General features: G+C 67.8%; 15 protein-coding genes. All 15 read right to left on the bottom strand.

All coding sequences use genetic code 11. The features are described from left to right. Positions 1 to 188 precede the first annotated feature (188 nt). Entirely contained in the window at positions 189 to 1,160 is a 972-nt protein-coding gene (locus ACQPYY_RS02145; protein ID WP_433592597.1) for an esterase/lipase family protein, read from the bottom strand. Positions 1,161 to 1,198: 38 nt separating this feature from the next. Continuing rightward, positions 1,199 to 2,146: an esterase/lipase family protein gene (locus tag ACQPYY_RS02140; protein WP_433592596.1), complete on the bottom strand. Its 948-nt coding sequence runs from the start codon at positions 2,144 to 2,146 to the stop codon at positions 1,199 to 1,201. 197 nt (positions 2,147 to 2,343) lie between these two features. Continuing rightward, complete coding sequence (locus ACQPYY_RS02135; RefSeq protein ID WP_433592595.1) at positions 2,344 to 2,940, bottom strand: DUF1772 domain-containing protein; 597 nt, start codon at positions 2,938 to 2,940, stop codon at positions 2,344 to 2,346. 150 nt (positions 2,941 to 3,090) lie between these two features. Then, positions 3,091 to 3,714, bottom strand: a complete 624-nt coding sequence (locus tag ACQPYY_RS02130; RefSeq protein ID WP_379106162.1) for an FHA domain-containing protein — start codon at positions 3,712 to 3,714, stop codon at positions 3,091 to 3,093. A gap of 187 nt (positions 3,715 to 3,901) precedes the next feature. Then, the gene (locus ACQPYY_RS02125; protein ID WP_357087475.1) at positions 3,902 to 4,264 is read right to left on the bottom strand and encodes a histone-like nucleoid-structuring protein Lsr2; all 363 of its coding nucleotides are present in this window, start codon (positions 4,262 to 4,264) and stop codon (positions 3,902 to 3,904) included. A gap of 116 nt (positions 4,265 to 4,380) precedes the next feature. Beyond that, a complete protein-coding gene (gene lysS, locus ACQPYY_RS02120) occupies positions 4,381 to 5,847 on the bottom strand; it encodes a lysine--tRNA ligase (RefSeq protein WP_433594548.1) in 1,467 nt (488 codons plus the stop codon). 157 nt (positions 5,848 to 6,004) lie between these two features. After that, positions 6,005 to 6,427, bottom strand: coding sequence for a rhodanese-like domain-containing protein (locus ACQPYY_RS02115; RefSeq protein WP_433594547.1), 423 nt, complete (start codon positions 6,425 to 6,427; stop codon positions 6,005 to 6,007). Positions 6,428 to 6,432: 5 nt separating this feature from the next. After that, complete coding sequence (locus ACQPYY_RS02110; RefSeq protein WP_357087477.1) at positions 6,433 to 7,047, bottom strand: cysteine dioxygenase; 615 nt, start codon at positions 7,045 to 7,047, stop codon at positions 6,433 to 6,435. Positions 7,048 to 7,239: 192 nt separating this feature from the next. Beyond that, on the bottom strand, positions 7,240 to 8,034 hold the full coding sequence (locus ACQPYY_RS02105; protein WP_433592594.1) for a type III pantothenate kinase: 795 nt from the start codon (positions 8,032 to 8,034) through the stop codon (positions 7,240 to 7,242). Between the two features lie 14 nt (positions 8,035 to 8,048). Beyond that, entirely contained in the window at positions 8,049 to 8,468 is a 420-nt protein-coding gene (panD, locus tag ACQPYY_RS02100; protein ID WP_357087483.1) for an aspartate 1-decarboxylase, read from the bottom strand. A 13-nt stretch (positions 8,469 to 8,481) separates the two neighbouring features. Beyond that, positions 8,482 to 9,408 carry a pantoate--beta-alanine ligase gene (gene panC / locus ACQPYY_RS02095; protein WP_433592593.1) on the bottom strand — a complete coding sequence of 309 codons (927 nt, stop codon included), beginning with the start codon at positions 9,406 to 9,408 and terminating at the stop codon, positions 8,482 to 8,484. After that, positions 9,408 to 10,409, bottom strand: coding sequence for a Rossmann-like and DUF2520 domain-containing protein (locus ACQPYY_RS02090; protein ID WP_433592592.1), 1,002 nt, complete (start codon positions 10,407 to 10,409; stop codon positions 9,408 to 9,410). The genes panC and ACQPYY_RS02090 overlap by 1 nt, the downstream gene beginning before the upstream one ends. A gap of 211 nt (positions 10,410 to 10,620) precedes the next feature. Next, the gene (locus ACQPYY_RS02085; protein WP_433592591.1) at positions 10,621 to 11,622 is read right to left on the bottom strand and encodes a DUF6779 domain-containing protein; all 1,002 of its coding nucleotides are present in this window, start codon (positions 11,620 to 11,622) and stop codon (positions 10,621 to 10,623) included. Between the two features lie 69 nt (positions 11,623 to 11,691). Then, positions 11,692 to 12,159 (bottom strand): DUF3180 domain-containing protein, encoded by a 468-nt coding sequence (locus tag ACQPYY_RS02080; RefSeq protein ID WP_379106176.1) that lies wholly within the window; start codon positions 12,157 to 12,159, stop codon positions 11,692 to 11,694. Beyond that, on the bottom strand, positions 12,156 to 12,692 hold the full coding sequence (gene folK, locus ACQPYY_RS02075; protein WP_357275692.1) for a 2-amino-4-hydroxy-6-hydroxymethyldihydropteridine diphosphokinase: 537 nt from the start codon (positions 12,690 to 12,692) through the stop codon (positions 12,156 to 12,158). Before folK ends, ACQPYY_RS02080 begins: the two co-directional genes overlap by 4 nt. Between the last annotated feature and the right edge of the window lie 2 nt (positions 12,693 to 12,694).

Genomic DNA, 12,694 nt, shown 5'->3' with positions numbered 1-12,694 from the left:
AGCCCTGGGGTTGCATCCCCCGACTCCACTCTAGTTGCCGGGGGTCACGCACGTCGTCCGTCCACCCTATTGCGAACCGGCGACAGTACGACTCATTCAGTCATAACGGGGCAGTTGCGCGGCTCGTTTCCGAACTCGCTACGCCCACAGCGAACAAGCCGGTCAGTCCGGGAAATCGAGCGCGTCGGCTATCCGGTGAGCGGCGGGACGAACTCACACGGGACCGGCCGCGGATGCTCCGGATCGAGAGCGTTGAGCGCGATCATCGCCCCGCGGTGACTCCCCGCGATCGCGAGGTGGTCGGAGTAGTCGATCGGGCAACCGTCCTGCATGAAGAAGTTCGCGACGTTCGGACCGGGCACCAGGCCGATCGTGTACGGCACGATCAGCTCGTCGTAGCGGGTGTCCAGGTTGGTGTACGCCACGGTCGGGTCGTAGACGCCGTCGGCGTTCAGGGCCGTCATGAACGGATCCCCGCCCAGCATCTCCGAGCAGGCCGGGCACACGCCCATGCTGACCGCGGCGTCCACGGTCGCGGTATCGGCCCCCAAGCGCGCGGCGAAGGCCCGCACCGTGGCCATGTTGTCGCCGTAGGTGCCGAGCCACGGCGCGGCGATGGCCACGAACTTGTCCACCTGCCCCGAACCACCGAGCCGCTTGATGAAGTACTGGCCGACGATATTGCCCTGCGAATGGGCGATCAGATCCACCTTCAGAGCTCCCGTCGCGACCCGAACCCGGGCGACGAAGGCGGCCAGCTGCGCGGAGCTGTCCTCGATGGTCCGGAAACCGCCCATGGCCGACAACGGCCACGGCACATCCAGCGCGCCATAGGTGAGCGCGAAGACGCAGTAGCCCTCATTGGCCAGCAGCGGCGCGTAGGCGCCCCAGTTGGTCTGCGCCCCACCGGCGGTGCCGTGCACCAGCACCACCGGATCCGGATGCGCCGCGGACGGCTTGCAGTTCCAGTCGTTCGAGCCCGGCAGCGAACCACCGGGATCGGCGAGCTCGTACGGAATACCCGCGAAGAAATTGAAGCTGACCGGGTACTCCGCGCGAGCGGCGCCGCTCGCGGCGATCCCCAGCATCGCCAATACCGCCAGGATCAACAGCGAACCCGATGTTCCCCGCACCGTTGTCGTTCCCCGCACCCTTGTCATCCCTCCCGATGCCCCGAATCTCACGGTGAACCGGCCGGTCAGGCGCCCGTGAAGGGCGGGACGAACTCGCACGGGACCGGACGGGGGTGCGCCGGATCCAGGGCGTTGAGCGTCATCATGGCCGCGCGGCGGCTGCCCGCGATGGCCATGTGATCGGAGAAGTCGAGGGCGCAGTCCTCCTGCATCAGGTCGTTGGTGACGTTCGCGCCCGGGACCAGGGCGATCGACGGCCACACCGCCTCGTCGAAGTTGGAGGCCAGGTTGGTGTAGGTGACCGACGGGTCGAACACGCCGTCGGCGTTCAGGGCGTTCATGAAGGAGGAGTTGCCGAGCATCTCCGGGCAGGCCTGGCAGATGACGCCCATGGTGGCCAGGTTGTCGATCTGGTCCGCGGTCGCGCCGAGCTGCTGGCCGAAGGCCCGGATCACGTTCATCTGGTCGCCGAAGATGCCCAGCCACGGGGGCGCGATGGCCGCGAAGTGGTTGACCTTGCCGGCGCCGCCGAGCCGCTTGATGAAGTAGTTGCCGACGGTGTTGCCCTGCGAGTGGGCGACGAAGTCGACCTGCGCGGCGCCGGTCGCCGACAGCACCCGGTTCACGAAAGCGGCCAGCTGAGCCGCACTTTCGGGGATCGGTTTCATCCCGCCCAGCGCGTTCAACGGCCACGGGACGTCGAGGGCGCCGTAGGTCAGGGCGTACACGCAGTAGCCCTCGTTGGCGAGCAGCGGCGCGTAGGCGCCCCAGTTGGTCTGCGCGCCGCCCGCGGTCCCGTGGATCAGCACCACCGGATCGGGGTGCGCGGCCGTCGGCTTGCAGTTCCAGTCATTCGCGCCGGGGAGCGAGCCGCCCGGATTGAGCAGCTCGTTCGGGATACCCGCGAAGAAGCTGAATGTGACCGGATATTCCGCGCGAGCCGTACCGCTCGCGGTGATCCCTAATATCGCCAGCACCGCCATGATCAGCAGTGATCCTGGCGTTCCACGCATGGGCATCCTCTGCATGTTCCCTCCCAAATTAGAACGCGTTCCGACAACCTAGCCAGGAAACAAGCACGGAGGATGGATTACTGGCGAGTAAGTTCTGAAACCGGTTTCACTACAGGAAAACGGCGATGGCCGGGACCCGCAGGCGGCTTGTGGTGCCGCATATCGGGTCCCGGCCACCGCCGGAATCGCGTGCCGAATTACTGCCGGGCGGAAGGGAATCCGGGCTGCGGGGCGTACTGCGGGTACATCGGAGCCGAGGCCGCCACCGGAGCCGCCACCGACTTCTGGTCCGCCTTGGCGTGCTGCATGCCCGCCACGAACAGGGCACCCGTCAGCACCAGGAAGGCCAGGGTGTGGATCACCGCGCGCACGACGTTCCAAGCCACCCAGGAGCTTTCGAACTGGGACCGCACCGCCGCCAGATCCGGGATCTGCCCGACATCACCGGCATTGGCCAGCTGGTTGTTGAGCGGCACGTTGAGGCCGGAGGTCACCGCGAAGGCGATCACATTGAGCGCCAGCGCGACGCCGACCCAGATCAGCGTGGTGCGGGTGTCCTTGCCCAGGTGCAGGGCCGCGGCCAGCACGGTGAAGCCCACCGAACCCATGAAGGCGAGCATGAACGGCGGGTTGATGATGACCACGTTGATCTTCTGCATGACATCGACGAAGGTGCGGTCGTCGGACTGACCCAAGGCCGTCATCACCGAGGTCGCGTAGGCGAAGAAGATGCCGGCGGTGAGGCCGGTGGTCAGCGTCGCCGCCACCAGCGCGGCCGTGCGAAGTGCGAACATGGTCTCTCCTGACTGGATCTGCCACCCGTGTCGGTCCCGGGCGATCAACTACATTCAGTCAACCGTCAGCGGGCACGGAAACCCATGGCTCACAAGCTCGCACGCATGCGTGGAAGTCCACCATCCCCCGCAGGTATCAGATTCCAGCCGTCAGAGGTCGCGCTCGGAGATGACGCCCGACTGCATGGCGAGGTTGGCCAGGCGGACCCGCTTCTGGTTCTGCGGCAGGTCCTCAACGCCGAACTTGGCGAACAGGGCGCGCAGGTGGGTCTTGATGGCGTCGACGCTGAGGAAGAGTTCGGCCGCGATCTGCTGGTTCGAGGCGGGCGAGGCGAAGCCGTCGTTGCCGCGCAGCGGGCGGCAGAGCGCGATCAGTACCGACCGCTGGGTCTCGGTGAGCGAGCGGAGCGTGGGCAGCCCGCCCGTCGAGGTCTGCGTGACATCGCCTGCGGCGCCGCTGAAGTCGTGGAAGGTGACCCGCGAGGTGCCCATCCGGATGACATCCCCCGGCTGCAATCGATGCCGCCCGACCAGGCGGTCACCGTTGACGAAGGTGCCGTTGCGGGACAGGCCGTCGTCCACGATGGTCCAGTGCGCGCCCAGGTACTCCGCGGTCGCGTGCAGGCGCGACACCTCGGCGTCCCAGAACAGCGAGAGATCGGCCTGCGGGGAGCGGCCGATGGTGATCCGGGGCTGGTCGGAGGACAGCATCAACTCGTGCTGGCGTCCCTCTTGGTCCTTGACCCGGAGGAAGGAACCGTGGAAAGCGGTCACTGTGCCGATACCTCTTCTCTACACCCAGCCAGTGACGTCGTCTGCACGTTTCAATGGTGCCTGGCCACCCCGGGCAGTAGCAAGATCGCAGTTGATCCTCTGGTTATACGCAAAGCGTATGAATAAACCACTGCCGCCCGGGTCGCACGAACACCCGGACGGCAGTCGAATCGGCGACTAGCGGACACTAGTTCTTAGCGGCGGCCTTGTTGTAAGCCTCGGTGATGTCAGCGGAGATACGACCACGGGCGGACACCTTGTGTCCATTTCGGCGAGCCCATTCGCGAATGGCCGCGCTTTGTTCACGGTCGATCGAGACCCGGTTCTTCGGTCCCGCGGCCGGAGCGCCGGCCACCTTGGTGCGACGCCGTCCGCTCGTGCGCCGAGCGGCCGAAACCCAAGTCTCCAGACCCTCCCGAAGCTTGGCCGCATTCGCCGTCGACAAGTCGATCTCGTACGAGACGCCATCGATAGCGAACTCGATGGTCTCGTCCGCGATGGACTCACCGTCGACATCGTCGATCAAGCTAACGGTGACCTTCTTTGCCATGAGATGAACGTCCTCTCGAAATCGTGCGACCCACATAGTCAGGCCGATTACCCGACGCCAGAATACCGCTAATTCCGATAGTCCCAGAACAGGGCCCGGAAATGCAATCCGGAGAACTAACGGGCGGCCGGCCGCACAATTGGAAAGAGTATCGTTTCCCGGATTCCGTGGCCAGTCAGGGCCATCAGCAAACGATCGATACCCATACCCGTTCCTGTTGTGGGGGGCATACCGTGCTCCATCGCGGCGAGGAAGTCCTCGTCCAGGCGCATGGCCTCGTCGTCACCGGCAGCCGCCAAACGCGCCTGATCCATGAAACGTTCCCGCTGGATCACCGGATCCACCAGTTCCGAATAGCCGGTGGCCAGTTCGAAGCCGCGCACGTACAGGTCCCACTTCTCGGTAACCCCGGGCTTGCTCCGATGCTGACGGGTCAGCGGCGATGTCTCCACCGGGAAGTCGCGCACGAAAGTCGGGGCGTAGAGCTTGTCGCCGTAGACGTGCTCCCACAGTTCCTCGACCAGTTTGCCGTGGCCGTAGCCCTTACCCTGCGGAATTTCCAGACCGACCCGATCCGCGAGCGCCAGCAATTCCTCCACGGAAGTTTCCGGGGTGACCTCGGTACCGATCTGCTCGGACAGCGACGGGTACATCTCGACGGTCGCCCACTCGCCGGACAGATCGTATTCGGTGCCGTCGGCCAGCGTCACCACCTGCGTGCCGTAGACCTCCTGCGCGACTTCCTGGATCAATTCGCGCATCATCACGGCGGAATCATCGTAGGTGCCGTACGCCTCGTAGGTTTCCAGCATTGCGAACTCGGGCGAATGGGTGGAGTCCGCGCCCTCGTTGCGGAAGTTCCGGTTGATCTCGAAGACCTTCTCGATGCCGCCCACCACGCAACGCTTCAGGAACAGCTCCGGCGCGATGCGCAGGAACAGCTCCATGTCGAGCGCGTTGGAGTGGGTGGCGAACGGACGGGCCGCCGCGCCACCGTGGATGGTCTGCAGCATCGGGGTCTCGACCTCGAGGAATCCCCTGCGCTCCAACGCGTTTCGCAGCGCGCGCACCGCGGCGACGCGGGTGCGGGCCATCTCACGCGCCTCCGGGCGCACGATCAGGTCGACATAGCGCTGCCGGACCCGGGACTCCTCGTTCATCTCCTTGTGCGCCACCGGCAGCGGGCGCAGCGACTTCGCCGCCATCTCCCAGGAGTCGGCCATGACGCTCAATTCGCCGCTGCGCGAGGCGATCACCTCACCGCGTACGAACACGAAGTCACCCAGGTCGACGTCGGCCTTCCAGGCCGCCAGCGACTCCGCGCCGACCCCGTTCAGGCTGATCATCGCCTGCAGCTTGGTGCCGTCGCCCTCCTGCAGGGTGGCGAAACACAACTTGCCGGTATTACGGACGAAAATGACGCGGGCCGCGATCCCGACCGTCTGACCGGTCTGGGTATCGGGCGCCAGCTCCGGATAGGCCGCCCGAATTTCGGCGAGCGTGTGGGTGCGGTCCACCACCACCGGATAAGCCTCGCGGCCCTCCCCCAGCAACCGTTCCCGCTTCTCCTGGCGAATCCGCATCTGCTCGGGGACGTCATGCTCCACCGCGGGCGCCGCGGCACGCTTTTGCCCAGCGGAAACGGTCGTGCTTGCAGAAGAAGAGGAGGGAGGGGTGCTCACGGGTACCCAGCCTATCCTGCGGCGGAAACCTTTTTCACTCCCCCGCCTCCCTCGAAAGCTACAGCCACGCCAGGGTGGCGACCTCGCGTTCGAAGTGGGGCGCCGAGGCGGCGACGGTCAGCAGGCCGGCGGCCTTGAGCGCCTGATATCCGCCCTCCAGGTCGGTGGCGCGGCGCAGGCCGAGCTGCTGCAGCGAGGCGGCGGCCAGGCTGGAGGTGTAGCCCTCCGAGCAAACGACGATCCATTCCACGTCGTGGTGCTCGGCCATTGCCAAACGCGCGGAACTGGACGGATCCAAACGCCATTCCAGGACATTCCGCTCGATGACCAGCGCGCCCGGCAGGGTGCCCTCGCGCAGGCGCTGCGCCTGCGGGCGAATATCCACCAGAATCGCGCCGCGGGCGATGGCCTGCGGCAATTCGATCGGGAGCAGGCGACGCAGCTGCCGGCGCGCTTGGGCGAGCATGCCGTCGATCGTCATGTGGGTCATTCGAGTTCGCCTTCGGGCTGGTCGGTGAGGACGGAACGGGTGCGCCGCAGGGTGCCGTGGCCGGTGACCTCGTAATAGGACATGGCCGTCAGCGGCGGCGAATAGGCGTGCACGCTCAGGGTCGGATTCAGCGGGCCGGTGATGCCCGCCTCGGACTCGGGGGCCCGCACCACGTCGTGCACCCAGCCGAGCGGGAAGGAGGCCTGGTCGCCGGCGGTGAGAGTGCGGCGGCGCAGGTCCCGGCCGTTCCAGCGGTATTCCGAGAGCGCGCCGGACAGCACGGTCAGCGCGCCCAGCGAACCCGCGTGGTCGTGCAGTTCGGTGTACTTGCCCTCCACCCAGCTGATCAGCCAGACGTCGACCTCGTCATCCGCGACAAGCCTTGCGGCCCAGCGGTTCTCGGTCGGCCACAGGCCGCCGTCGGGCAGCAGGTGATCGTAGCGGCCCTCCAGCACGTCCTGGGCGCCCTCGTCGGTCAGGCGCAGCAGGTCGGCCGGCCGCAGCCGGGTGGGCAGGGCGGAGGCGGTGGCGCGCTCGGTCACCTCGGGCAGCAGGCCCGATGTGGCGGCGGCACGCGAATCGACAGGTAAGGAAAGAACAGAGGAACGCATGAGCGCATCTCCAAGAAGTGTGAAAGTGGCCGGGGGCTATACGAAGCCTCGACGACCGTCGAGGCGAATCAGCCTCGACAACACTCCTGGGTGCTCACACGGAAAGACACGAGGGCGAGTTTAACAGCGGATCGCCGGGAATCACCAGGCCCCCCGGCGACGACTGCGTCACTTTTATTCCGCCCGGTCGGTTCAGGGGCGGGTGCGGCGCGCCTGATTGCGCTCGTACACCAGCCGCAGGCCGTCCAGGGTCAGGTTCGGCTCGTGATGCTCGATGGTCTCCGACTCCGGCACGATCAGCGGCGCCGTCGCACCCGTCGCCACCACCGCCACATCGTCGCCGGAGAAGGCGTCGATATCGCGGATCCGGTCGATCAAGCCGTCCACCAGGCCCGCGAAACCGAAGATGGCGCCCGACTGCAGACACTCCATACTGTTCTTGCCCACCACCGACCGCGGCCGGGTCAACTCCGCGCGCCGCAGCGCGCTGCGGGAGATCAGCGCCTCGGTGGAAATCTCCACACCCGGCGCGATACTGCCCCCCAGGAATTCACCCTTCGCCGACACCAGGTCCACACAGATGGCGGTCCCGAAATCCACCACGATGGCCGGGGATTGGAAACGGTGATACGCCGCAAGACAATTCACGATCCGGTCCGCGCCGACCTCTTTGGGATTGTCCACCAGCAACGGAATACCCGTGCGCACACCGGGTTCCACGAGCACATGCGGCACATGGCCCCAATAGCGCGAGAGCATCTCGCGTAGCTCACGCAGCACCGGCGGCACCGTGGACAGCGCCGCGACACCCACCACCTGATCGGCGTCCGCGCCGATCAGGCCGCGCACCTGCAGCGCGAACTCGTCCGCGGTCAACAGCGGATTGGTGTGCATCCGCCAGTGCCGGGCCAGGGCCGCGTGCTCGCCGCTGCCGGAGAACAGGCCCAGCTCGATGCTGGTGTTGCGGACGTCGATACAGAGCAGCATGCCCGCCCCGCCGCTCAGGCCATCGTGAGCGAACGCGGCGAGATCAGGTCCGAGCCCTCCGGGGCGTGCGCCGGATCGGTGCCCAGCTCGATCGGGCGATTGCGCTCGTCGACGAAAACCACGTGCGGAGCGTAGTTCTCGAGCTCCTTCGCGTCCATCATGCCGTAGGCGATGAGGATCACCAGGTCGCCCGGGTGCACGAGATGCGCTGCCGCGCCGTTGATTCCGATCACGCCGGAACCGCGCTCACCGGCGATCACATAGGTCTCGAGGCGGGCCCCGTTGGTGATGTCGACAATGCTGACCTTCTCACCCTCGAGCAGGTCGGCGGCATCGAGCAGGTCCTGATCCACGGTCACCGAACCCACATAGTGCAGATCGGCGTGAGTCACCGTGGCGCGGTGGATCTTCGACGTCATCATGGTGCGCAACATCGTCGTCGCCTTCCTACTGGGTCGCCTGGGCAGGCTGGTCGGGAACGGTGGGCAGGCCGTCGAGGGCCTGTCCGACGGGAACATGCATGTTGTCGATCAAGCGGGTGCTGCCGATCCGGGCCGCGACCAGCAGCCGGGCATTGCCGGTCGGCCACGCCTCGGAGAAATCGGAGCCACGCAGGGTCAGGTAGTCGACCTCGATATCGGGCGCCGTATCCAGCACCGACTGCGCGGTCTCCAGCACGGCCTCCGGGCCACGGCCCGCCGCGTGCCGGCCGGCCAGCAGCGCGGCCGACAGGGTGGTGGCCAGCTCGCGCTCCTCGGGGTTCAGGAAGCGGTTGCGCGAGGACAGCGCCAGACCGTCGGCCTCGCGAATGGTGGCCGCGGGCACCACCTTCACGTCCATGTTCAGATCCACCACCATCTGGCGGATCAGGGACAGCTGCTGGTAGTCCTTCTCACCGAAGAACGCCTCGTGCGGCTGACAGATATTGAGCAGCTTCGACACCACGGTCAGCACGCCGGAGAAATGGCCCGGACGGGTAGCGCCCTCGAGGATGTCGCCGTACGGACCGGCCTGCACGGTGGTGCGGGGACCGAACGGGTACATGTCCTGCGCGCTCGGCGCGAAGACCAGCTCCACACCCTCGCCGCGCAGCAGCTCCACATCCGCGTCCAGGGTGCGCGGGTACTTGTCGAGATCCTCGTTCACGCCGAACTGCAGCGGATTCACGAAGATCGACACGATCACGGTGGTGTTGGTGACCCTCGCCAGCCGCACCAGCTCCAGATGGCCCTCGTGCAGCGCGCCCATGGTCGGCACCAGCGCGACCCGGCGGCCCACCGAACGCAACGCCTTCACGACCTTGGTCATGACGGCCGGATCGTGGTGCACGGTCAGCTCGCCGCGCTTGTAGGTTCCGATCAGCTTGGGGTCCATCAGTGTCCTTTCTCCGGCCGGTCGGGGGCCTCCGTGGTTTCGCTTCGCCGCCGCCGGCCCTGACCGCCCGGCCGGGGTCCTTCCAACAGATCGATGAGAGCGGGATCGGTGCGGGCACGCTCGGCCGCGCGCAGACACTGGGCCCGATAGCCGGCGGCCAGGCGCGGATCCAGCGCCTCGAAAGCCTCCAGGTGCGCGGCCACCGCGGCCACGTCACCGCGGGCGACAGGACCGGTCAACGCGGCCGGGCCGCGGCGCAGGGCATTGTCGAGAGCCGCCGAGGCCAGCGGGGCGAGCACACGCTCGGCCAGGCCGTTCGGCTGATCGTCCACGATCTGCTGACCCAGCAGACCCGGACCGGACAGGGCCGCGCGCAGCGCCTCCACCGCGTCCACGATCAGGGTCACCAGGTGGTTGCTGCCATGCGCCAGAGCCGCGTGATAGAGGGCGCGGTTCTCCTCCGCCACCCGCACCGGCTCGCCGCCCATCTCGATCACCAGCGACTGCGCGATGGCGTAGCCGATGTCGTCCGCGGCGGTCACGCCGAAGCAGGCGTTCGCCAGCCGGGCCACATCCTCGTCGTGCCCGGTGAACGTCATGGCCGGGTGAATCGCCAACGGCAACGCGCCCAGCTCGGTCAACGGCGCGAGCACTCCGACACCGTTCGCACCCGAGGTGTGCACCACGATCGTGCCCGAGCGCACCGCGCGCGCGGCCGCCAAACCCGCGACCAGACCGGGCAACTCACTGTCCGGAACGGCGAGAACCAGCAGTTCACTGCGGGCCGCCACCTCCTCGGCCGGCAGGATGTGGGAATCCGGCAGGCGCGTGGTGGCACGCCGCACCGAGGCGTCCGAAATCGCGGACACCCCGAAAACGACATGGCCGGCACGCTCCAGTGCCACGCCCAGTGCTGAGCCGACGCGTCCCGCCGAGACGATTCCCACCGTCAACCGTGCAGGCGCAGGATCGGTCCCGCAGACATCCTTGTCCGAGGTCACTTCGTCCTCTCGAAAGTCGTTCCAGTCCCGCCATGCGGGTACCGGACGTTACGAGAGCGAGAATATCGCCGCCGATTCGCCAGAGCTACCCAGTGTGGGATAGGCAACTCTCGCAACCCGGGCCTCCGCCTCCCCGCGGCCCGGCTCCGCCCCCGAACCCCCTCGAGACTCGCGGGGGCCACGCCCCCACACCCGCCATGGGAGGACCGCTCTAGTTGCTGCTCTCCGACTTCAGGTTCGCCATGATCTCGGCGACCGAGAGGCGCTGGGTGCCTTCGGGGTCGCCGCTGTCGTCGCGACGACGGCGGCGGGAGGTGGCCCGGCCGACGGGGACCGCGGCGGCGGGCTCGGGGGCCAGGCGCGGGACCGGGGTGGCGGCGCCGCCGTTGCCGTTCTCGGTGGCGTGGCCGTTGCTGGCGGGTTCGGGCTCCGGAGTTGCGGCCGTGGCGGCGGGGGCCTCCGGCTCGGCGGCCGGGGGCTCGGAAGCCGGGTCGGCGGCGCGTTCGGCCTCGTAGTCCTGGCGCATGGCGTCGGTGATGATCGAGGTTTCGGCGGTGACCGGGTCGTCGAAAGGGGTGGCGAAGGCCGGGGGCTCGGGGTGGGAGGGGTCGAATTTGGGGGCGATGCGGGCGCGCGGATCGTCCTCGTCCTCTGCCTGATCGGGCGACGACCACGGGTCCCAGGGGTCCGCGTTCGGCCAGTTATCATTCGCCGCTTCCGGAGCCGTCACCGTGTCGCCGCCCGGAAGTTCTTGGACGCGAACGGCATCGGCCCGCAGGGCGGGGCGCTCGGAGGGCAGGTCGCCGTCGAAGAGGCGCTGCAGGCTCTCGCGCAGGACCGTCAGTTCGGCGCGCAGCGCGGCCATTTCCGCGGCGTCCGCGCCGACCTCGTGGCGGACCCGGGTCTCCACGCCCAGCTCGTATTCGCGGCGGGCAGCAACCTCGCGTTCCAGCTGCAGTTGGTAGACCTTCTGGAGGTCGCCCACCTTCGCCTTGTCGACGGCCGCCTCCCTGCGATAACGGGTGGCGGCGAGGGCGCCGATGGCGGCCGCCCAGAGCGCCGCGACCAGGCCCACCCGGATCAGGTGGAGGTTGTCACTGAAGACCAGGAAAACGCTGGCAACCAGTCCGAGGAGAAGCAGAAAGCCGGTGAAGAACTTTCCCGCATCCTCCCGGCGGCGACGGGAAGCACTGCTACGGGAGGGTGAAACCATGTCCGCCAGCGTAGCGTGATCTTCCGGGCACGTCCTCGACCTTGGCGATGAAGAGCGTCATTCCGTTAGCTACGAAGTAGCCGCCTCGTCAGGCGGCTCGATGGGCGCGCGACAGCAATACTCCAGCCACAACGCCGCCCCGACCAGCGCGATACCGCTGACCAGACCCACCACCGCGCCCGGCGTATCCGCCGTCGCCGCACGCAGATCCGAATGCATGGCCAGCCACACCAGGAAACCCAGCCAGATCCCGCCCACCAGCGAGCCCACCTGCGCCGACGCCTTGGCCAGCGCCACCGCGCGGGCCGCCGTGATCGGATGCAGCTGCCCCGAACCGGGACCGATCCCGTGATTGTCCTTACGCTGCCGAATCACGAAGGCCAGCACCACCTCCAGCAGCGCCACCGGCAGCAGCGACGCGCCCGAGAACACCGAGATCGGCGGGAAGCTGGAGTACGCCACATTGGTGGCGATCCACGCCACCACCGCGGCCAGCAGCACGTTCGCGCACAGATCGAGAATGCGAGTCGGCTTCACCGCGGCGTCCAGCCCAGCGTCAACTCGGTGCGGCGCACGCCCAGCACCTCGGCGCCGTCCAAGGCGGACAGCCACTCTCGCAGTGAGCGCAGCGCCCCGGCCGCCTCCAGTTCCGCGTCCGGCTCCACCTCGAGCCACGGCACCAGCACGAACGCGCGGTGATGCGCCTGCGGGTGCGGCAGCGTCAACACCGGATCCAGACTGCGCACCACGGTCCGGCCGTCGCGGCGGCGCTGCTCGGCGGACACCACGTCCACGTCGAGAGTGCGCGCGCCCCAGCGGACTTCCCGGACCCGGCCCGCCGCCTGCTCCAGCTCCTGACCCAGGCGTAGCCAGTCCGAGGGCTCCAACGCCGGATCGTCGGCCACCAGGACGGCATTCAGGTAGTCCTGCTGCGGCACCCCGCCCCAGGGCGGCGTCGAGTAGACCGACGAGACCGCCACCAGGCGCGGGCCCAGGGCCTCCACGACGCTGCGCAGATGCGCCAGCCGGTCGCCGAGATTGGATCCGATGGACAGGACTACGCGGGTCACCG

The organism is Nocardia sp. CA-145437 (assembly GCF_050956485.1).
In the GTDB taxonomy this organism is placed as follows: domain Bacteria; phylum Actinomycetota; class Actinomycetes; order Mycobacteriales; family Mycobacteriaceae; genus Nocardia.
Note: the sequence above shows the minus strand (reverse complement) of the source record. Positions and strands in the feature narration are given on the sequence as shown.

Excerpts from the sequence above, each read along its gene's own strand:
- ACQPYY_RS02125 (WP_357087475.1), bottom strand. The coding sequence starts at position 4,264 with ATGGCAAAGAAGGTCACCGTTAGCTTGATCGACGATGTCGACGGTGAG.
- panC (WP_433592593.1), bottom strand. The coding sequence starts at position 9,408 with ATGGACCCCAAGCTGATCGGAACCTACAAGCGCGGCGAGCTGACCGTG.
- ACQPYY_RS02140 (WP_433592596.1), bottom strand. The coding sequence starts at position 2,146 with ATGCGTGGAACGCCAGGATCACTGCTGATCATGGCGGTGCTGGCGATA.
- lysS (WP_433594548.1), bottom strand. The coding sequence starts at position 5,847 with ATGCGGATTCGCCAGGAGAAGCGGGAACGGTTGCTGGGGGAGGGCCGC.
- ACQPYY_RS02085 (WP_433592591.1), bottom strand. The coding sequence starts at position 11,622 with ATGGTTTCACCCTCCCGTAGCAGTGCTTCCCGTCGCCGCCGGGAGGAT.
- ACQPYY_RS02145 (WP_433592597.1), bottom strand. The coding sequence starts at position 1,160 with ATGACAAGGGTGCGGGGAACGACAACGGTGCGGGGAACATCGGGTTCG.
- ACQPYY_RS02115 (WP_433594547.1), bottom strand. The coding sequence starts at position 6,427 with ATGACGATCGACGGCATGCTCGCCCAAGCGCGCCGGCAGCTGCGTCGC.
- panD (WP_357087483.1), bottom strand. The coding sequence starts at position 8,468 with ATGTTGCGCACCATGATGACGTCGAAGATCCACCGCGCCACGGTGACT.
- ACQPYY_RS02110 (WP_357087477.1), bottom strand. The coding sequence starts at position 7,047 with ATGCGTTCCTCTGTTCTTTCCTTACCTGTCGATTCGCGTGCCGCCGCC.
- ACQPYY_RS02135 (WP_433592595.1), bottom strand. The coding sequence starts at position 2,940 with ATGTTCGCACTTCGCACGGCCGCGCTGGTGGCGGCGACGCTGACCACC.
- ACQPYY_RS02105 (WP_433592594.1), bottom strand. The coding sequence starts at position 8,034 with ATGCTGCTCTGTATCGACGTCCGCAACACCAGCATCGAGCTGGGCCTG.